Genomic DNA, 19,450 nt, shown 5'->3' on the forward strand with positions numbered 1-19,450 from the left:
ACGGCGGCTGTGGCGGTCGGTCCGAGCCCGCGCGGCACTGGGATCGGTGCTCGCGGTCGGACTGTTCCTCGGGGTCGGCTCCGTCGCGTTCGTCGGCCTGTTCTCCGCGGCGCTCCGTTCCGGCGTCGAACAGAGCGCCTCGGCCGAGGCGGAGAGCGCCGCGGCGCAGCTGGCCGCGGCGGACGCGACGACGCTGCCCGAGGATGACGGTCGACTCCTGGTCCTCGTCGAGGACGGCCGTGTCGTGGACCGGACGGATGACGAGATCGAGCTCCCGACGCCGATCCCGGACGGTGACGTGTTCGTCTCGGTCGTCGACGACGAGCCGGTGGTGTTCGCCGGCGAGGACGTCGACTTCGACGGGCGTGACCTGGTCGTCCTCGCGGGCCGCTCCCTCGAGGAGACCGATGACGCCGTCGGACTCGTGTCGACGCTCCTGCTCATCGCGGTGCCCGTGCTCGTCGCCCTCGTCGGCGGCCTGACCTGGCTGCTCGTCGGGCGTGCGCTGGCGCCGGTGGAACGCATCCGCCGTGAGGTCTCGGAGCTGGGGGCCGGCGAACTGCACCGACGGATCGAGGTCCCCGACACGGGCGACGAGATCGGTCGCCTCGCCGGGACGATGAACGGCATGCTCGAGCGGCTCGAGGACGCCCAGATAGCGCAGCGGCGGTTCGTGTCGGACGCCTCCCACGAGCTCCGCTCACCGCTCGCGGTGATCAGGCAGTACGCCGAGGTGGCGTCGCTCCACCCGGACCGAGTGGACCCGGCCGAGTTGTCCTCGACGGTCCTCGAGGAGGGCGCCAGGATGCAGGGGCTCGTCGAGTCGCTGCTCCTGCTCGCGAAGCTCGACGAAGGGGCGACGGGCACCGCACGGCGCACGGTCGACGTCGACGACCTCCTGCTGGCGGAGGCTGCTCGTCTCCGGTCTGCCGGCGGACTGCGTGTCGAGTCCGCGGCCGTCGCGGCGGCGAGGATCGACGGCGACGACGTCCTGCTCGCCCGGGTGGTGCGGAACCTCGTCGACAACGCCGTGCGGCATGCGCGCTCCGTGGTCCGACTGGGATCCGCCACCGACGGTCGGTTCGTCAGGATATCAGTGGAGGACGACGGCCCCGGTGTGCCGCTCGAGTCCCGCGCGCACGTGTTCGAACGGTTCGTCCGCCTCGACGAGAGTCGTTCGCGCGACGCCGGGGGTTCGGGCCTGGGCCTGGCGATCGTGGCCGACGTCGTGCGGCTGCACGGCGGGTCGATCGAACTCGTCGACAGCGCCGCGCTCGGCGGGGCGGCGTTCATCGTCACGCTCCCGGCGTCGTCCGCTTCCTGAACGCGGCTTCAGCTCGCTTCAGGTCCGCTTCAGCGCTCCTCGGACAGTCTGGGGCACATGAACGAGAACACCGCCTCCCAGCCCACCGATCCCACGCAGCCCACCGCAGCCACCGAGCGCATCGAGCCCATCGACCGTGTCGAGACGACCGACCACACCGCCATCCCCGCGACCCCGGCGACCACCGGGAAGCCGGCCTTCTGGCGCCGGAAGCCCGTGTGGATCACCGCGATCGTCGTCGGAGCCCTGGCCCTCGGCGGAGCCGGCGCCGCCTACGCGGTGGACGAGTTCGGAGACACCGACGACGACCGCGTCGCGGCTGCGTCCAACACCGACCGCGACGGCGGCACCGCCATCGACGACGGTGACACCACGGCGGCCACCGATGATCGCGACGCCCGTGACGCAGACGACGTGCCGCTGACCGACACCGAGTTCGACGCGGCCTCGAAAGCAGCGCTCGCCGAGGCGAAGGGCGGCACCGTGACCGACGTCGACCGCAGCGACGACCCGGGTGAGGCGTTCGAGGTCGACGTCCTCCTCGAGAACGGCGACGAGCTCGAGGTCGCGCTCGACGCGGACTACGCCGTGGTCACGAGCGTGCTCGACCCGCGCGACTGACGGACGCACCCCACCGGGTGCGGAACGACGAGGGCCGGACGGAATCCCAGGATTCCGTCCGGCCCTCGTCGTGTGTGTGCGAGCTAGGAACGCGGCTTGCGGTCGTATGAGCCGCCGCCCGTGCCGCCCTCGTCGTCGCGTCGGCGGGCCGGGCCGCCGCGGTCGGGACGGAGCTCGATGAGCTTGCCGCTGATGCGGGTGTTCTCGAGGCGGTCGAAGACGTCGTTGCCGAGGCTCGCGGGGAGTTCGACGATCGAGAAGTCCGGCTTGATCTGGATCGCGCCGAAGTCCTCGCGCTTCAGGCCGCCCTCGTTCGCGAGCGCACCCACGATCTGACGCGGGTCGACCTTCTGGCGACGACCCACCGCGATGCGGTACGGGGCCATCGGTCCGCTGGACGGACGGCTGCGACGCTCGGGACGGTCGCCCTGATCGCCACGCTCGCTACGGTCGCCGCGGTCGAAGCGCGAGCCGCGGTCACCGGAGTCGCGACGGTCGCGACCGGCGCGGTCGTTGCCGCGGTTGGTGTTGTCGAACTCCTCGCGGCGGCGGCGCTCGTCCTCAGCCGAGAGGAGCAGCGGCGTCTCGCCCTGGGAGACGACGGCCAGGGCCGCGGCGACATCGGCCTCGGGGACGTCGTGGTGGGACACGTAGTGGGCGATGATCTCGCGGAAGCGCTCGATGCGGTCGGTCTGGCCGAGCGCTTCGGTGATCGCGTCATCGAAGCGGGTGAGGCGCGTGGCGTTGACGTCGTCGACGCTCGGCAGCTGCATCTGCGTGAGCGGCTGGCGGGTGGCCCGCTCGATGGCCTTCAGCAGGTGGCGCTCGCGCGGCGTGACGAAGCTGATCGCGTCGCCCGTGCGCCCGGCGCGGCCGGTGCGGCCGATGCGGTGCACGTAGGACTCGGTGTCGACGGGGATGTCGTAGTTGACGACGTGGCTGATGCGCTCGACGTCGAGACCGCGCGCGGCGACGTCGGTCGCGACGAGGATGTCGAGCTTGCCGGCCTTCAGCTGGTTGACGGTCCGTTCGCGCTGCACCTGGGCGACGTCGCCGTTGATGGCGGCCGCCGAGTAGCCGCGCGCCCGGAGCTTCTCCGCGAGCGTCTCGGTCTCGTTCTTCGTGCGCGTGAAGATGATCATCGCGCTGAAGTTCTCGGTCTCGAGGATGCGGGTCAGCGCGTCCACCTTCTGCGGGTACGAGACCGTCAGGTAGCGCTGCGTGATGCTGGCCGAGGTCGTGGTCTTCGTCTTGACCGTGATCTCTTCCGGGTTGTTCAGGTACTTCGCGGAGATGCGACGGATGGACGAGGGCATCGTCGCGGAGAACAGCGCGACCTGCTTGTCCTTCGGGGTGTCGGCCAGGATCGTCTCGACGTCCTCGGCGAAGCCCATCTTCAGCATCTCGTCGGCCTCGTCGAGCACGAGGTACTTGAGCTCCGTGAGGTCGAGGGTGCCCTTCTCCAAGTGGTCCATGATGCGACCCGGCGTGCCGACGACGATGTGGACACCGCGACGGAGGGCCGACAGCTGGACGCCGTAGCCCTGGCCGCCGTAGACGGGCAGGACGTGGACGCCGCGCAGGTGGGTGGCGTACTTCTCGAACGCTTCGCAGACCTGGAGGGCGAGCTCACGGGTCGGTGCGAGGACGAGCGCCTGCGGCGTCTTCTGCGTGATGTCGAGGCGGGACAGGATCGGCAGGGCGAACGCCGCGGTCTTGCCGGTGCCCGTCTGTGCGAGGCCGACGACGTCGCGTCCCTCGAGCAGCAGCGGGATGGTGGCCGCCTGGATGGCGGACGGGGTCTCGTAGCCGACGTCCTTGAGTACCTTGAGCACCGCGTCGTCGAGGCCGAGGTCGGAGAAGGTCTGCGTAGCGCCGGCGGGTTCCGCCTCGGGCTGCGTCGTGGAATCAGAAGACGTCATACTCCTAACGGTAGTCGCAACGCAAGCGTTTGCAGGACATGGTCTGGAGCGGACCCGTCCGCGTCGTCGTCCGAGGCGCCCGCCTCACCGTCCTACAGGCTGCCCCAGCGCGCCCGGGCACCGCAGAAGAGTCCGTAGGCGATGAGCCCGACGCCGACCACGAGCAGGATGACCACGCCGAACGGGAGCGCGGCCAATGCCGAGATGGCGCCGTCCATGCCGGAGGCCTTCTCGGGGTCCTGGGTGGCGGCCGCGACGAGGAACAGGATGCCGACGGTGATCAGCGCGATCCCCTTGGCGACCCATCCGACGACGCCGAGGACGACGACGGCGCGCTTCGTCGTGCCGGTGGGCGGGTGCACGTCCTCGAGGAACTTCTGCGTGACGCCCTTGAAGACGAAGAAGCCGCCGATGCCGATGACCACGAGGCCGACGACGATGACGACGAACACCCCACCGGGCGAGGACAGGAGTGTCGCGGTGAGGCCCTGGCTGGACTGCGAGGAGTCCTGGCTGCCGCCGAGGGCGAAGGTCAGTGCCGTCGATCCGACGGCGAAGTAGGCGATCGCGCGACCGGCGGTCGAGATCCGCTTGCTCCACCGCTTGCGGGTGTCGGACTCGCGCACGAGGAAGGCGGAGATCGCCGTCCAGAGACCGAGGGCGAACAGTCCGACGGCGACGACCCAGATGATGACGATCCCGCCGGGCGTACCTGCAAGCGTCTTGAGCGCACCCGACTGGTCCGCGTCACCGCCGCCGCCGGATCCACCGCTCGCGCCGGACAGCGCGATGGAGATCGCGATCCCGCCGATGAGGACGTGGAGCAAGCCGTTGACGGCGTGGCCCGTGCGGGCGAGGGTACGGAGGGCCGTGCTGTTCTGTGCGGTTCCAGCGGCTTGGTCTGCGGCGGCGCGTGCGTTCTCAGGCATCAGACCACGGTAGCGGCCGGGTTCCCGACCTGAAGGGGGGTTGCGCGCCGTGCGGGGGGACCGGCGTCGTCGATCGAGCACCGATCCGAGCGGCACTTCGTTTCCGAATGACACGCATGCCCGTGAACTCCTCGCGTCCCGCCCCGCCGGACGAACCCTCCGTGATCACCGCCGATGCGACCGCGCTCGGCCTGGGACGCGTGACGGTGGACACCGACATCGGACCGGTCACCGTCCGGGCGGGTCGCGAAGCGGGCGGACCGGCCACGATCCTGCTGCACGGCGCCGCCGGTTCCTGGACCACGTGGTCACCACTCCTCCGTGCCGACGACGAGCGGGGCGCGGTCGTCGACGACGTCATCGCCGTGGACCTCCCGGGGTGGGGTGAATCGGCGCTTCCCACCGCCGACCCGGTGACGGTCGGAGACCTCTCCGCAGCCGTCGCGACCGTCGCCCGCTCCCTCGGCTACCGGTCCTGGCGCGTGGTCGGGCATTCGCTCGGCGGCTTCGTCGCGCTCGACCTCGCCGTCCGCGAACCCGAGGCGACGATCCGGGTCGACCTCGTCTCACCGACGGGGATCGGCGTCGTCGAGGCGATCCGCCAGCCGGTCGGTGGCGGCGTCCGGCTCCCGTGGTTCGCGGGCATGCTCCTCGGGATGCGTGTACTGCAGGCGCTCGGCGAACGCGGGCCCGGGCTCGTCCGCGCGCTGAACCGGATCGGACTGCTCGCACCGCTCATGTCGCCCCTGTTCGGACGACGCCGGGACCTCGACCGGTCGGTCGTCGACGCGCTCGCAGCCGACGTCCGGCCGGCGTCGTTCCTCCTGGCTGCCCGAGCTGCCGCCGCCTACGATCTGCACGTCTGGCGCGGCGTGCGGTGTCCCGTCCGCTGCGTGATGGGCGACCGCGACGTCTTCATCGGGCCCGACGATGCAGCCGTCCTCACCGCCCTCGTCCCGGACCTCCGGCTGCACACGCTGCCGGCGACCGGGCACTTCGCGGCGGTGGAACGCCCGGAGGCCGTCCTGGAGCTCGTCACCTCGGCGTGATCCGCATGGCCTCACGGGTGCAGCGAGGTCGGTATCCGCTATCCTGGTCCTCTGCCCGACTTCGTGGTTGGGGTGGTTGATCGTCCGCACCGTGCTGCACTCGCGCCGTGTGCCGAGCATCGATCTGGGGCTGGAAACCCCCAGCACCCACACCCCTCGCACGGAGGTCCTCCTTGTCTGCATCCGCAGCCACCGCATCGCATCCCACCACAGCACCGTCCGGTTCCCCGGCCCGCCGCTGGTGGGTCCTCGTCGTCCTCGCGATGACGCAGCTCATCGTCGTCCTCGACGGCACGATCGTGAACATCGCCCTCCCGGCAGCCCAGCAGGAGCTCGAGCTGTCCGACACGCAGCGTCAGTGGGTCGTCACGGCCTACGCGCTCGCGTTCGGCGCGCTGCTGCTGCTCGGTGGCCGCATCGCCGACTACTGGGGCCGGAAGCGCACCTACCTGGTCGGCATGGTCGGCTTCGGCGCCGCATCGGCCTTCGGCGGGTTCGCCCAGAGCGGGACCGAGCTCATCATCGCCCGCGGTCTGCAGGGCGTGTTCGCCGCGCTCATGGCACCTGCCGCACTCGCGCTCCTCACCGTCACCTTCTCCCACGGACGCGACCGCAACACGGCCTTCGCCGTCTTCGGCACCGTCGCCGGTGCGGGAGCGGCCGTCGGCCTGATCCTCGGCGGCGTGCTCACGGAGTTCGTCGACTGGCGCTGGTGCCTCCTCGTCAACGTGCCGTTCGTGATCGTCGGTCTCATCGCCGGCCTCATCCTCGTGAACGAGAGCAAGGCCGAGGGCGACAACCGCTACGACTGGCTCGGCGCGATCACGGTCATCCTGGGCCTCGGCTCTCTCGTCTACGGCTTCACGCTGGCCGAGGGCGGCTGGGGGAGCGCCGACACCATCGGCTTCCTCGCGCTCGGTGCGGGACTCCTCTCCCTCTTCGTCTTCATCGAGATGCGCGTCGCGCAGCCCCTGCTCCCGCTGCGCATCGTGGCGGACCGGGTCCGCGGCGGTGCCTTCCTCATGCAGATGATCGTCGGCAGCGTCATGATCGGGGCCCTGCTCTACCTGACGTTCCACCTGCAGATCGTGCTCGGCTTCCCGCCGCTCGAGGCCGGCATCGCGACCCTCCCGATGACCGTCGCGATCATGATCGTCGCCCCGATCGCCACGAAGCTCCTGCCGGCCATCGGCCCGCGCCCGCTGCTCATCATCGGTCCGCTCATCGCGGCGGCCGCCCTCGTGTACCTCAGCCGCATCACGGCCGACGGCGACTACTTCGTCCAGGTGCTGCCGGCGCTCCTGGTGCTCGGGATCGGCATGGCGATGATCTTCGTCCCGATGCAGAACCTCGCGCTGACGGGTGTCGCCCCGCACGACGCCGGTGCGGCCTCCGCCACGGCGAACGCCTCCATGCAGATCGGTGGGTCGATCGGCCTGTCGGTCTTCACCACCGTCTACGCGAGTGTCACCGACCAGGCGACGGTCACCGATCAGGCGTCGCAGCTCGTGGCGTTCACCCAGGGCTACTCGGCGGCGTTCATCGCGGCTGCGGTCGGCCTCGTGATCGCGAGTGTCATCGCCATCGTCTGCATCCGCGGTCGCAAGGAGGACCTCCTGCCCTCGGGCGACCAGCAGGCCGTCCACCTGGGCTGAGTCGGCCGTGCGGCGACCCGCCTAAGCGCGGGGAGCGTACGTCGAGAGCACGTTGCCGGAGCTCGTCCGCACCGAGTGGACGAGCTCCAGGCGTGTCACGGGGTCGCTCGGTTCGAACAGATGACGCCCGGCGCCGGCGACGACCGGGTGGATCATGAGGGTGAGCCGGTCGAGCAGACCGGCGAAGAGGAGCTGCCGCACGACGGAGATGCTCGCCTGCACCGCGATGCGCCCGCCGTCCTGCTGCTTGAGCTCGTGGACGAAGGACTCGAGCGTGCCGGGGATGACCGTCGTGTTCTCCCAGGACAACGGGCCCGCCAGAGTGCGTGATGCGACGTGCTTCCGGACGGGGTTGATGAAGGAGCCGAACGGGTCGTCGTCGCCGACCGACGGCCAGAACCCGCTCCACTGCTCGTAGCTCACGCGGCCGAGCAGGACGTCGTCGATCGGAGCGATCGCCTCGGTCATCATGGCGCCCATGTCGGCGTCGAAGTGGTCGAACTGCCACTGATCGGGCGACTCGACGACGCCGTCGACGGATTGGAAGAGAGAGGCGTGGACCTCGCGCATGGTGGCTCCTCGGCAGGGTGGTGACGGCGGGTTCGATGGACAGGTCCCGTTCTACTCCGCTGCGGCGACGAGCACCACCCTCGTGACCACGCCGGGCGGGGCGCGTACGGTGTCCGACATGGCCAGCACCGCGATCGTCCTCACCGTCCCCGGACCGCACGGCGACCGCGAGGTACGTCTCTCCAGTCCCGACCGCGTGCTCTGGGAGGAGTCCGGTGTCACGAAGCGGGAGCTCGCGGAATACCTCATCGAGGTCGCGCCGGCCTTCCTCGCCGCCAACGGTGACCGCCCGGTGTCCCTGCAGCGGTTCCCGGGCGGTGTGGACGGTGAGTGGTTCTTCTCGAAGAACCCGCCGAAGGGAGCGCCGGAGTACGTCCGGGCGGTCGACGTCGTGTATCCGAGTGGCCGGCGGCATCCGCAACTCGTCCTCGACGAGGCCGCTGCGGTCGTCTGGGCCGCGCAGATGAACACGGTCGTGTTCCACCCGTGGCCGTCACGGGCATCGGACACCGACCATCCGGACGAACTGCGGATCGACCTCGACCCGCAGCCGGGAACCGACTTCGCCGACGCCGTGCGCGTTGCGGGCTCGCTGCGGGAGCTGCTGACGGAGGTCGGTCTGACGGGGTTCGTGAAGACCTCCGGCAACCGAGGTGTCCACGTGTTCGCGCCAATCGAGCCGGAGCACGAGTTCCTCGACGTCCGGCACGCCGTGATCGCGGCGGCTCGGGAACTGGAGCGACGGGATCCCGACCGGGTCACGACCTCGTGGTGGAAGGAGGAGCGCGGTGAACGCATCTTCGTCGACTACAACCAGGCGAACCGCGACCGGACGATGGCCGGCGCCTACAGCCCGCGTGCGCTGGCCTCGGCGACCGTCTCGTGCCCCGTGACCTGGGACGAACTCCCCGAGATCGACCCGGGCGCCTTCACGGTGCGGACCGTCCCGGAGCGGCTCCGGACGACCGGAGACCCGTGGGCCGGCATGCACGACACCGCCGGGCGCATCGACGTCCTCCTGCAGTGGTGGGAGCGGGACCTCGAGCAGGGGCTGGGCGAGCTCCCGTTCCCTCCCGACTTCCCGAAGATGCCGGGCGAACCGCCGCGGGTGCAGCCGAGTCGCGCCAGACACTCCGAGGACTGAGCCCGCCCGGACACACGAACGCCCGGTGATCGTGGATCACCGGGCGTTCTGCTGAATCAGGGCGCTATTCGGCTTTGCCGAGGGCGAAGCGGACGCCGCCCTGCTCGTCGATCTGCGCGTCGAGGACCGCGTCGCTCAGGGCGACGGCTGCGGACTCCTCGAGGAAGACGGTGGCTCCGGCGCTCTCGATGACCTGGTCGGCCTCGTGCGGCGTCACCGTCATGGTGACTTCGAAGTTGTTGTCGTCGGAGCTGCTGCTGATGCGCAGTCCGGCGCCGTGCGTGAGCGACGACGCGTCGTCCGGGACGACCAGTCCCGGCGTGAGTGGTGCGTTCTCGGCGAGGGTCTTGACGACTCGGCCGGCGTTCTCGGTCAGGGTGAGCATGTGTGTTCTCCGTTCCGTTCGCGAATACGAGTTCCCCACCATGCTCGGGTTCGCGGCGAGATGCCACCCCGAGGCCGATCCTCTGCGGGAACTGCCAAGCAACTCTGCAGGGATTCACACCTCCGCACCGCTCGTAGCACAGCTCGGGTGATCGTCCCTTGGGGGTTCGTCCGGTGGAGTGGGCTGCTAGCGTCGAACGTGCTGTCCGGCGCGTGCATCCCGCCCCACGGCACCCCCAACACCCCCAGCCCGAGGAGTCCTATGACCACCGTCGCCGCCATCATCAAGCCCACCGCCGACGCGCCTTTCGAGGTCGGCACCATCGAGCGCCGTGCGCCGCGCGCCAACGACGTCGTCATCGACGTCCACTACGCCGGCATCTGCCACAGCGACATCCACCAGGCCCGCGAGGAATGGGGCAAGGCCATCTTCCCGATGGTCCCCGGCCACGAGATCGCCGGCATCGTCACCGAGGTCGGCGACGCGGTCACCAAGCACCAGGTCGGCGACCGCGTCGGCATCGGCTGCTTCGTCGACTCCTGCCGCGAGTGTGAGAACTGTCTCGCCGGCGAGGAGCAGTTCTGCCTGAAGGGCAACGTCGCCACCTACAACGGCCGTGAGTACGACGGCGAGCCCACCTACGGCGGCTACAGCAAGCAGATCGTCGCCGACGAGAACTACGTGCTGAGCATCCCCGAGGGCATCGAGCTCGACGTCGCGGCACCCCTGCTGTGCGCCGGCATCACCACCTACTCGCCGTTGAAGCACTGGGGCGCCGGTCCCGGCAAGCAGGTCGCCATCGTCGGCATGGGTGGCCTCGGTCACATGGGCGTCAAGATCGCCCACGCCCTCGGTGCAGAGGTGACCGTGCTCAGCCAGACGACCTCGAAGGAGGAGGACGGCAAGCGCTTCGGGGCCGACCACTACTACGCGACCGGCGAAGAGGGCACCCTGAAGTCGCTCCGCGGACGCTTCGACCTCATCATCAACACGGTCTCCGCCGACCTCGACATCGACGCCTACCTGTCGACCCTCAAGCTCAACGGCTCGATGGTCTTCGTCGGACTGCCCGAGAACACGCAGCAGTTCCGGGTGTTCTCGCTCGTCGGTGGCCGCCGCTCGCTCGCCGGCTCGAACATCGGCGGCATCCGCGAGACGCAGGAGATGCTCGACTTCTGCGCCGAGCACGGCATCGGCTCGCAGATCGAGCTCATCGGCGCCGACGAGGTCGAGGGCGCCTACGACCGCGTGGTCCGCAGCGACGTCCGCTACCGCTTCGTCATCGACACGGCGACGATCGGCTGATCGCACCGATACCCTGAGAGTATGATCCGGCTCCCGTTCCGTCGTCCAGGCGGAGCGGGAGCCGTTCCTCGTGAGCCGCTCGGCCGCGAGGTCCTCGTCCTCGGCGGTGTCGCGTTCTTCGTGATGCTCGGGTTCGGTGTCGTGATCCCGGTCCTGCCCGTGTACGTACGCAGTTTCGGTGTCGGTTACCTCGAGGTCGGGGCGGTCGTTTCGGTCTTCGCGCTCATGCGGCTCATCGCGAACCCGTTCGTGGGTGCGCTCGTCGACCGGATCGGTGAGCGGGTGGTGTTGGCCACCGGCATCGGGATCGTCGCGGTGTCGAGCGCGCTCGTCGGGCTCGCGGCGGACTATCCGCAGCTGCTCCTGCTCCGCGGGGTCGGAGGGATCGGGTCGGCGATGTTCTCCGTCGCCGCGATGACGCTGCTGCTGCGCACCACCCCACCGCACCGTCGTGGACGGGCGGTCGGGTTCTACCAGGGCGGGTTCCTCGTCGGCGGTATGGCCGGGCCGGCCGTCGGTGGCCTGCTCGCGACCATCTCGCTCACGGCACCCTTCTTCTTCTACGCCGGGACCCTCGCGGTCGCCGGCCTCCTCGGACTCGTGATGCTGCGCGGCAGTCGGATCGCCGCGCCAATCGAGACCGCCACGCAGGCCGAGCCCTTCCGCACCGTCCTCGCCGATCGCCGGTACCAGGCGGCGCTCCTCGCGAACTTCGCGAACGGGTGGGCGTCGATGGGCGTCCGTGGCGCACTCGTGCCGGTCCTCGTCGTGGAGGCGCTCCATGAGGAGGCCGCCTGGACCGGGATCGCCTTCGCGATCGCCGCTGTCGCGCAGACGCTCGCGCTCGGTCCCGCCGGCCGCTTCGTCGACACCGTCGGACGGCGACCCGCGATGCTCGTCGCGTTCCCGGTCGCGGCGGCGGCGCTGCTCGCCATGCCGTTCGTCGGCGAGCTCTGGCTGCTGGTCGTCGCCCTGTGCGTCTACGGTGTCGCGGCGGCCTTCCTCGGGACCGCTCCGGCGGCTGCCGTCGGAGACGCCGCGGGTGGTCGGGGAGGCCGGGCCGTCGCGGTGTTCCAGGCGACGTCCGACCTCGGCGCCATCGTCGGCCCGCTGGTCGCCGGCGCACTGCTCGACGCCTTCTCGTTCCCCGCGGCCTTCGGTTCCGCGGTCGTGCTCATGCTGCTCGTCCCCGTGCTCGCGGCCCGCATGCCACGGGAGCACCGGAACCAGTCAGCGACCGCTTAGCGGGACCGGAGTCGCAGGCCCACCGAGGTGGTGATGTCCTCGCGCTGACCACCGGAGTGGACGAGTTGCTCGCCGTCGACCGTCAGCTGGCTGGCGTGTTCCGCGAGTGCCGCGGCGACGACCGGGAGGCGGTGCTCGAGTGGGAACCACACGGCGTCGTCGCCCACCGGCTCGAGGTCGGTGCGGTGGTGCACGAGTTCCGCGAACGGCACCCCGCTCCTCCGTGCCGCGACGATCGCGGCCTCGTGCATCCGGAGATGGTCCGGGTGCCCGTACCCGCCACCGTGGTCGTAGCTGATGACCAGGTCCGGCGAGACGTGTCCGATGACTGCGACGAGGTCGTCGGCGACGTCGTCGAGCGGAGCGAGTGAGAACGCGCCGGGGGAGACGTCGTCAGCGGGGCCGGCGAGTCCCTCGCGCACCCACCGCATGCCCGAGTCAACGTATCGCGTCGACGTCCCCGGCCGGGCCGCCGGACTCGTGCCCAACCAGAACTGCTCGGCCACGCCGAGCGTCCGGCAGGCGGCGGCGAGCTCCGACTCGCGGTGGGACGCGAGTGCAGCGGTGCCGGCGAGAGACCGGAGCGGGCCGTCGACGACCTCGCCGCGCTCGCCTCGCGTGGCCGTCACGAGGACGGCGCGAGCACCGTGGTCCACGAGCTCGGCGATGAGCGCACCCGAGGCGAGCGTCTCGTCGTCGGGGTGAGCGTGTGCGAACAGGACGGTGCGCCCGCTGTCGACGAGCGGGCGGAGTCCGCGGTTCACGAGGCGGAGGTCGCCGGGGCGATGACGACGGCCGGAGTGGTGTCGAGCAGGGTCCGGTAGACGTCGACGAGGGCGTCGCCCGAGCGCTGCCAGTCGAACCGCTCCGCCCGACGTCGCGCTGCCGAACCGAGCTGCGCGAGCCGCTCCGGGTCGCCGAGGATGGACGAGACCGCGGCACCCCAGACCTGCGGGTCGCGGGAGTCGATGACGATGCCCGTCTCGCCGTCGACGACGGCCTCCCGCAATCCGCCCGAGGCGGCCACGACGGTGGGCACACCGCTCGCCGCGGCTTCCAGCGCGACGAGACCGTACGTCTCCGAGTGGGAGGGGACGAGCACGAGCGTGCTCTCGCGGAACAGCGTGGCGAGCCCGACGCGCGACTGCGGCCCGACGAAGCGGACGTCGTCGGCGACACCGAGGTCGTGGGCGAGCGCGGCGAGTTCCTCGGCGTAGCGGTCGTAGTCGACCGAGACGTCACCGGCGATGACGAGTTCGGGGCGGAGCTCGGGCGCGACCGCTGCGATGGTCTCGATGGCGAGGTCGAAGCCCTTCAGCGGGTGGAGGCGACCGGCGACCACCGCGGTCGGACGACCGGACCGGGTGCCGTCGAGCGGATGGAACAGCGTCCCGTCGACCCCGGGTGGCACGATCGACACCCGATCGGCGCGGGCTCCGAGCCGGGTGATCGCGGTGTCGGCCTCGGCTGCACTGATCGCGACGACCGCGTCCGACTCCGCGGCGAGCCGTGCCTCGCCGGCCAGGCGCCCGGGGGACTCGGCGCGCTCGCCGTGCGAGAGCGGCGTGGTGGACTCGGCGGCGATGCTGTGGAAGCTCTGCACGTGCGGGATCCCCAGCTCCCGCGCGAGGGGGAGTGCGGCCATGCCGGAGAACCAGTGGTGGGCGTGCAGGACGTCGTATCGCGGCAGTCGGGCGAGTTCGGAGCGGAAGTCCTCGACGAACTCCTCATGCCGACCCTTCGCGACCGGCTCGGCGGGACCGGCGTCGAGGAAGCGCAGGGTCACGCCGGGGGCGAGGGATGCGGCGGACGGCTGGTCGGCCGAAGAACGCCGGGTGATGACGTCGACCTCGTGGCCCGCTGCGCCCATCGCGACGGCCTGATGACGGACCACGACGTTCATCCCGCCGGCGTCACCGGAACCCGGCTCGTCACCGGGACTGGTGTGGAGCGAGATCATCGCGATGCGGAGGGGCTGGGGTTGCGAGGGCACCAGACGAGCCTAGTAGCCGTGGGCGTCCCGGCCCCTCGTGACGGAGACACCAGAACGTGCTCGCGCATGCGACGCCGGAGCGTGAGAATGATCGCGAGACGAGCGCGACGATGCGCCCGCCCAGGCGAAAGGGACGATCATGACGACGCTCAACCCGTACCTCGGCTTCCGCGGGACAGCCCGCGAGGCGATGGAGTTCTATCAGGGGGTCTTCGGTGGCGAACTGACGGTGTCGACGTTCGGCGACTTCGGCGCCGCGGTCGAGCCGGACGAGGTCGATCTGGTCATGCACTCCCAGCTGACCGGCGATGCCGGGGTCGTCTTCATGGGATCGGACACGCCGAAGCACATGGACTACCGCGAGGGCAGCAACTTCTCGATGTCGCTGAGCGGGTCGGACACCGACGAGACCCAACTGCGCGAGTACTTCGAGCGGCTCTCGGATGGCGGCACCGTCCAGCAGCCGCTGAGCGTGGCCCCCTGGGGCGACTCCTTCGGCATGGTGCAGGACCGCTTCGGGATCACCTGGCTGGTGAACATCGCCGCCCCGGCAGCCGCGTAGCCGGGGAACACTTCCACCTGGACAAGCCCGGCGAGGGACCTCCCGTTCCGGTGATCTTCTCCCGGTCCCTGAGCTTGTCGAAGGGCTCGCGTAGGCACTTCGACAGGCTCAGTGACCGGGAGAGGTGCACTCGAATTCACTCCGTTCGCCGAGCCCCTCTCCGGTCCCCGAGCCTGTCGAAGGGCGCGCCAGAGACCCCGCGAAGCCCGTATCTCTCTTTCGGTCCCTGAGCTTGTCGAAGGGCGCACGAGGAACTTCCCCAACCGTCACGACTCAGCATCTGGAATGTCAGTGGTCCATGATGGACTGGTTCCATGACCGAGACCACCATCACCGCGATCCGCGCGAGCGACGAGTGCGCCGCGCAGCTGGCGGAGTTCTCGGACGAGTGGACTGAGATCCACCGGCAGCAGGCCACGTTGGACGCACGCAAGGCGCGCCTGCTCGCCCGTTCCGCCGCCTATGCCGACGCGTTCGCCGACGCCACGGTCCCGGCCATCTTCCCGCCGGCCGAGCGTCGGGAGCTCTCCCGCCGGTCGACCTGTGCGGCCCTCGCGATGGCGACCCGGACGCCGGAGCGGACGATCCAGCGTGCGACCAACGACGCCGAACGCCTCGTGAACGACGCACCGACCGTACTCGCGTCACTGGAGGCCGGCCGCATCTCGGCCCGACATGCGCAGGTGATCACCGACCAGCTCTGCGACGTCCCGACCGCGGGTCGGGCGGTGTTCCTCGAACAGGTCCTCGTCGTCGCCGAGCGCACTACTGTCGCTGGCCTCCGCACGAGTGCCCGCGTCTTGCGCGAGCGCCTCCACCCCGAATCCATCACGGCGCGCGCAACCCGCTCGGAGGTGGACCGCCGGGTCGAGTTCGAGCCCGCCGCCGACGGCATGGCCTGGGTGCATCTCTTCACCACGGCACCCATCGCGCAGGGCATCATCGAGCGGATCGAGGCGGCGGCAGCGGAGTCGCGCGCTGCGGGTGACACTCGCACCTGCGCGCAGCTGCAGGCAGACGCCCTGGCAGCACTCGCGCTCACCGGCGTGACCCCGGAAGGCGTGATGACGAGCCCGGTCCTCCCACACCCGATCGAGGTGCAGGACCACATCAAGCCGACCGTGCAGATCACCGTCCCGGCGCTGAGCATGGCCGGCGTCAGCGACGCACCGGCCATGCTGGACGGCTACGGCCCGATCGATCCCGAGACCGCCGCCCGGCTCGCGGTGAACGCGCCCAGCTTCACCCGGATCCTCGTCCAGCCAGAGACGGGTGCGGTCTTGTCGGTTGGGCGGAATCAGTACCGGGTTCCCGCCGACCTCCAACGGGCAGTGCGGCTTCGGGACGGCACCTGTCGGGCACCCGGTTGCGGGAGGCGCGCCCGGGCCTGCGACCTCGACCATTCGGTCGCGTGGGACGACGGCGGCACAACAGATGTCGGCAACCTCGCCTGCCTCTGCCGACATCACCACCGGATGAAGCACTTCCCCGGGTGGGACCTCGACCATCGGCCGGGCGGGGTCCTCGAGTGGATGACACCTGACGGCAAACGCCACCGGACGGAACCGGACCCCGCACCGTTCTGACCCCCGCCGGTCCCTGAGCTGCGCCGCCCTGAGCTTGTCGACGTGACGAAGGGTTGCTCGTGGGCACTTCGACAAGCTCAGTGACCGTGAGAAGGTACGCCCGCGCCATTTCCGGTTCCCGAGTCCGTCGAAGGGTTGCTCGTGGGCACTTCGACAAGCTCAGTGAGCGGGAGCGGTGTGCCCGGGACGATGAGGTGTCCTCGTGGGCACTTCGACAAGGTCAGTGGCCGGGGGAGGTTCTCCGGGAACGATTCGGTCCCGAGCCTGTCGAAGGGCACTCGGGTCGCGCTGCCTCGGCTCGTGGGAGAGAGGTGTGCTCGGATGGACCTGGCTGCAGGCGTGACCCGCTCGAAGCCGACAGGTGCTGTCTCGGACAGCTGTCCGAGAAGTCGTGGTACACTGGTGGGAATGCCTCGCACATCAGGAGTTCCCGCCCTCGGTGTCGAGCAGTCCACCACTGAACGTCCCGCTCCGCCGTCGCGCGTCGAGCGCTTCGCTCCCATCCTCCGAGTGACGGGCGACCCACGTGCCGAGCGCACCAGGCAGACGATCTTCGACGCCGTCGCCACCATCCTCGCCGGTCGGCCGGAACGCGTGTCCGTCGGCGACATCGTCCGGGTCGCCGGCATCAGCCGCAGCTCGTTCTACGCCCACTTCTCCAGCCTCGACGACCTCACCGCGGCCTACTTGCGCGTGCAGTTCGCCGGCCTTGCCGCGTCCGGTGTCTCGGTGCGTCCCGCGGGGGAATCGCTGGGCAGCGCCGAGCGCGCCCGCGAAGCCTACCGACGGCTCGTCGCCCAGCTCCTCGAAGACGCACCGCTCTACTCGAGCGTGCTCGAGCTCCCCGTCGCCCGCAGCGCGTTCGACGACCTCGTCGGCGAGCACGCCGACCACCTCATCGGATCGCTGCTCGAGCGCACCGAGGTCCCGGTCGGCATCCCGGCGGGCCTGGTCTCCGCCTATGTCGCCGGTGGCACGCTCTCCCTCGTCGACGGCTGGCGCCGCGGACGCATCGACGTCTCGGACGACGAACTGGTCGAAGCCCTGGTCGCTCTGCTGCCCGCCTGGCTGCTCGACGAACGACCCGTCGGCGCGTCACCGCCATCACCGACCCCCGAACCATCCGGCCGCTGAACCGCCGGAGCACGACGACGCCGGTGCGCAAGTACCGGTGACGACCTGAGAAGAGAAGAGGAACCATGCAGTTCATCGTTGGAGAGACCCTGGTCTACCCGCACCACGGAGCGGTCACCATCACCGAGTTGTCGAAGGTGACGATCAAGGGTGTCGAGCAGGACGTCATGACGCTTCGCGTGCACACGTCCGAGCTCACCATCAAGCTGCCGATCGCGAACGCCGACCTCGTCGGTGTGCGCGACGTCATCGACCACGACGGCGTCCAGGCCGTCTACGGCGTGCTCCGCGAGCCGTTCGTCGAGGAGCCCGGCAACTGGTCGCGTCGATACAAGGCCAACCAGGAGAAGATGGCCAGTGGCAACGTCCACCGCGTCGGCGAGGTTGTCCGCGACCTGTGGCGTCGCGACCAGGACAGCGGCGTGTCGGCCGGCGAGAAGCGCATGCTCCAGAAGGCGCGCCAGGTGCTCGTCTCCGAACTCGCGCTCGCGCAGTCGATGACCGACGAAGAGGCGTCCGCGGGCCTCGACGAGGTGCTCGCCTCGTCGATCGCGACCCCCGAGGCCGTCGCAGCCAAGTAGGACCCATGTAAACGAAGAGCGCCCCGCCGGTTCGGCGGGGCGCTCTTCGTCGTCGTGGAGGGTGCCTCAGCCGCCGGTGTTGCCGCTGACGATCGCCAGCACGCCGACGACCGCGATGGCGATGATGGGACCGAACGACAGGGCGGCCTTGGTGATCGTCCAGGCGCGGCTCTCGCGTTCCGGTGCCGGCAGTTCGGCGGGCGACACGTAGACCGGAGCCTGCCCACCGTCACCGGACACGGCGCCGCTGAGCTGCAGCACCCGCGTGTCCGTCCACGTCCGTCCGTCGAAGTGGACCTGGCGTTCCTCGTCGGTCGGGTGCGGGTACCAGCCCGCAGCTTCGGCCTGCGACGGCTTGTCCCGTTGGAACCGCAGCACCCTCGAGTCGCCCCAGGTCTCGCCGTCGAAGTGGAGTTCCTTCGTCGGGTCGTCGGGGTGCGGGTACCAGCCTGCGGTCGTAGCCATCCCCCAAGTATGACAGCGGGATCGGGGATGCCGAGACCGTCCGATGGGCGGCAGAATGGAGACAATCATGACGACGACACCGCGACCTCGAGCCCCACGTCCGCAGATCATCCTCGAGGTGGTCCGTAGTTCCTGGGTCACACCGCACCTCGTGCGCCTCACCCTCGGCGGTCCCGGCTTCGCCGACTTCCAGCCCAAGGACGCCACCGACAGCTACGTGAAGATCTCCTTCGCCAAGCCCGAACTCGGCCTCGAGCCGCCCTACGACATCGCGGCACTCCGCGAGACGCTGGCACCCGCCGACCTCCCGGTCACCCGCACCTACACGGTGCGACGCGTGGATCAGTCGGCGGGCACCATCGACATCGACTTCGTGGTGCACGGCGATGAGGGGATCGCCGGCCCGTGGGCCGCTGCCGCTCAGCCGGGAGACCGCGTCGTGCTCGCCGGCCCCGGCGGTGCCTACCGGCCCGACCCGACCGCCGACTGGCACCTCTTCGCGGGCGACGAGTCGGCGATCCCCGCGATCGCGGCTGCCCTCGAGGCACTCCCGGCGGACGCGAAGGGGCTTGCGTTCCTCGAGATCGGTGGCCGGGACGACCTCGTCGAGCTCGACCACCCGGCCGGGGTGCAGCTCATCTGGGTCGGCCGTGCGGCCCGCGACGAATCGACGGCCGCGCTCCTCGCGACCGCCATCACCGGACACCCGTGGCCCGACGGACGCGTGCAGGTCTTCGCCCACGGCGAGCGGGAGTCGATGAAGGCGTTGCGCGAGGTGTTCCTCACCCAGCGCGGGCTCGACCGCTCCCAGCTCTCACTGTCCGGGTACTGGGCCTACGGACGCACCGAAGACCGCTTCCAGGCGGAGAAGCGCGAACCGATCGGGGTCGTCCTGCCGATGTCGTGACGCCCGCCCCGGCGCCGCGCTGCGGGCGGGCGCGGGACTCAGTGCGAGGGGTCGGCCGGCTTGCTGCGCGTCC

The 19,450-nt window shown here is 70.3% G+C and carries 19 protein-coding genes; 12 read left to right on the plus strand and 7 right to left on the minus strand.

Annotated elements, in window-relative coordinates:
- Together IFT89_RS16535 and IFT89_RS16540 are read left to right on the plus strand one after the other, a co-directional pair.
- Window positions 1-1,324 (plus strand): sensor histidine kinase (locus IFT89_RS16535; RefSeq protein ID WP_202939494.1); only part of this gene is annotated, 1,324 nt, incomplete at its 5' end.
- Between the two features lie 57 nt (window positions 1,325-1,381).
- Window positions 1,382-1,945, plus strand: coding sequence for a hypothetical protein (locus tag IFT89_RS16540; protein WP_202939495.1), 564 nt, complete (start codon window positions 1,382-1,384; stop codon window positions 1,943-1,945).
- An 83-nt stretch (window positions 1,946-2,028) separates the two neighbouring features.
- Here IFT89_RS16540 and IFT89_RS16545 read toward each other — a convergent pair whose 3' ends face one another.
- Window positions 2,029-3,867, minus strand: a complete 1,839-nt coding sequence (locus IFT89_RS16545; protein WP_202939496.1) for a DEAD/DEAH box helicase — start codon at window positions 3,865-3,867, stop codon at window positions 2,029-2,031.
- Window positions 3,868-3,959: 92 nt separating this feature from the next.
- A complete protein-coding gene (locus tag IFT89_RS16550) occupies window positions 3,960-4,796 on the minus strand; it encodes a DUF1206 domain-containing protein (RefSeq protein ID WP_202939497.1) in 837 nt (278 codons plus the stop codon).
- Window positions 4,797-4,912: 116 nt separating this feature from the next.
- Between IFT89_RS16550 and IFT89_RS16555 the strand changes: the two genes are divergently transcribed.
- Window positions 4,913-5,845, plus strand: a complete 933-nt coding sequence (locus IFT89_RS16555) for an alpha/beta fold hydrolase (protein ID WP_202939498.1) — start codon at window positions 4,913-4,915, stop codon at window positions 5,843-5,845.
- A gap of 173 nt (window positions 5,846-6,018) precedes the next feature.
- Window positions 6,019-7,500 (plus strand): MFS transporter, encoded by a 1,482-nt coding sequence (locus IFT89_RS16560; protein WP_229940122.1) that lies wholly within the window; start codon window positions 6,019-6,021, stop codon window positions 7,498-7,500.
- 21 nt (window positions 7,501-7,521) lie between these two features.
- On the opposite strand, the gene IFT89_RS16565 is transcribed toward IFT89_RS16560, so the two are convergent.
- The gene (locus IFT89_RS16565; protein ID WP_194644676.1) at window positions 7,522-8,070 is read right to left on the minus strand and encodes a dihydrofolate reductase family protein; all 549 of its coding nucleotides are present in this window, start codon (window positions 8,068-8,070) and stop codon (window positions 7,522-7,524) included.
- 118 nt (window positions 8,071-8,188) lie between these two features.
- Between IFT89_RS16565 and ligD the strand changes: the two genes are divergently transcribed.
- The gene (gene ligD / locus IFT89_RS16570) at window positions 8,189-9,214 is read left to right on the plus strand and encodes a non-homologous end-joining DNA ligase (protein WP_086475369.1); all 1,026 of its coding nucleotides are present in this window, start codon (window positions 8,189-8,191) and stop codon (window positions 9,212-9,214) included.
- Between the two features lie 64 nt (window positions 9,215-9,278).
- On the opposite strand, the gene IFT89_RS16575 is transcribed toward ligD, so the two are convergent.
- Window positions 9,279-9,599 (minus strand): Fe-S cluster assembly protein HesB, encoded by a 321-nt coding sequence (locus IFT89_RS16575; RefSeq protein WP_202939499.1) that lies wholly within the window; start codon window positions 9,597-9,599, stop codon window positions 9,279-9,281.
- A 261-nt stretch (window positions 9,600-9,860) separates the two neighbouring features.
- On the opposite strand from IFT89_RS16575, the gene IFT89_RS16580 reads away from it, so the two are divergent.
- Together IFT89_RS16580 and IFT89_RS16585 are read left to right on the plus strand one after the other, a co-directional pair.
- Window positions 9,861-10,904, plus strand: coding sequence for an NAD(P)-dependent alcohol dehydrogenase (locus tag IFT89_RS16580; RefSeq protein ID WP_064296121.1), 1,044 nt, complete (start codon window positions 9,861-9,863; stop codon window positions 10,902-10,904).
- Window positions 10,905-10,925: 21 nt separating this feature from the next.
- Complete coding sequence (locus tag IFT89_RS16585) at window positions 10,926-12,149, plus strand: MFS transporter (protein WP_192017880.1); 1,224 nt, start codon at window positions 10,926-10,928, stop codon at window positions 12,147-12,149.
- Here the strand turns inward: IFT89_RS16585 and IFT89_RS16590 are convergent.
- Entirely contained in the window at window positions 12,146-12,913 is a 768-nt protein-coding gene (locus IFT89_RS16590; RefSeq protein ID WP_202939500.1) for a PIG-L deacetylase family protein, read from the minus strand. The two genes, IFT89_RS16585 and IFT89_RS16590, sit on opposite strands and share 4 nt — an antisense overlap.
- A complete protein-coding gene (locus IFT89_RS16595; protein WP_202939501.1) occupies window positions 12,910-14,142 on the minus strand; it encodes a glycosyltransferase in 1,233 nt (410 codons plus the stop codon). The genes IFT89_RS16590 and IFT89_RS16595 overlap by 4 nt, the downstream gene beginning before the upstream one ends.
- Before the next feature lie 139 nt (window positions 14,143-14,281).
- On the opposite strand from IFT89_RS16595, the gene IFT89_RS16600 reads away from it, so the two are divergent.
- The 4 genes from IFT89_RS16600 to IFT89_RS16615 all read left to right on the plus strand — a co-directional run bounded on the left by IFT89_RS16600 (window position 14,282) and on the right by IFT89_RS16615 (window position 18,005).
- On the plus strand, window positions 14,282-14,704 hold the full coding sequence (locus IFT89_RS16600) for a VOC family protein (protein ID WP_213014311.1): 423 nt from the start codon (window positions 14,282-14,284) through the stop codon (window positions 14,702-14,704).
- Between the two features lie 314 nt (window positions 14,705-15,018).
- Entirely contained in the window at window positions 15,019-16,290 is a 1,272-nt protein-coding gene (locus IFT89_RS16605) for an HNH endonuclease signature motif containing protein (protein WP_202939502.1), read from the plus strand.
- 408 nt (window positions 16,291-16,698) lie between these two features.
- A complete protein-coding gene (locus IFT89_RS16610; RefSeq protein WP_202939503.1) occupies window positions 16,699-17,424 on the plus strand; it encodes a TetR/AcrR family transcriptional regulator in 726 nt (241 codons plus the stop codon).
- Between the two features lie 65 nt (window positions 17,425-17,489).
- Entirely contained in the window at window positions 17,490-18,005 is a 516-nt protein-coding gene (locus IFT89_RS16615; RefSeq protein ID WP_064296128.1) for a CarD family transcriptional regulator, read from the plus strand.
- 66 nt (window positions 18,006-18,071) lie between these two features.
- Here IFT89_RS16615 and IFT89_RS16620 read toward each other — a convergent pair whose 3' ends face one another.
- Window positions 18,072-18,470 carry a hypothetical protein gene (locus tag IFT89_RS16620; protein WP_202939504.1) on the minus strand — a complete coding sequence of 133 codons (399 nt, stop codon included), beginning with the start codon at window positions 18,468-18,470 and terminating at the stop codon, window positions 18,072-18,074.
- Window positions 18,471-18,537: 67 nt separating this feature from the next.
- Between IFT89_RS16620 and IFT89_RS16625 the strand changes: the two genes are divergently transcribed.
- Complete coding sequence (locus IFT89_RS16625; RefSeq protein WP_202939505.1) at window positions 18,538-19,377, plus strand: siderophore-interacting protein; 840 nt, start codon at window positions 18,538-18,540, stop codon at window positions 19,375-19,377.
- Window positions 19,378-19,450 lie beyond the last annotated feature (73 nt).

It is taken from the genome of Plantibacter sp. CFBP 13570 (assembly GCF_014841395.1).
Classification (GTDB): Bacteria; Actinomycetota; Actinomycetes; order Actinomycetales; family Microbacteriaceae; genus Plantibacter; species Plantibacter auratus.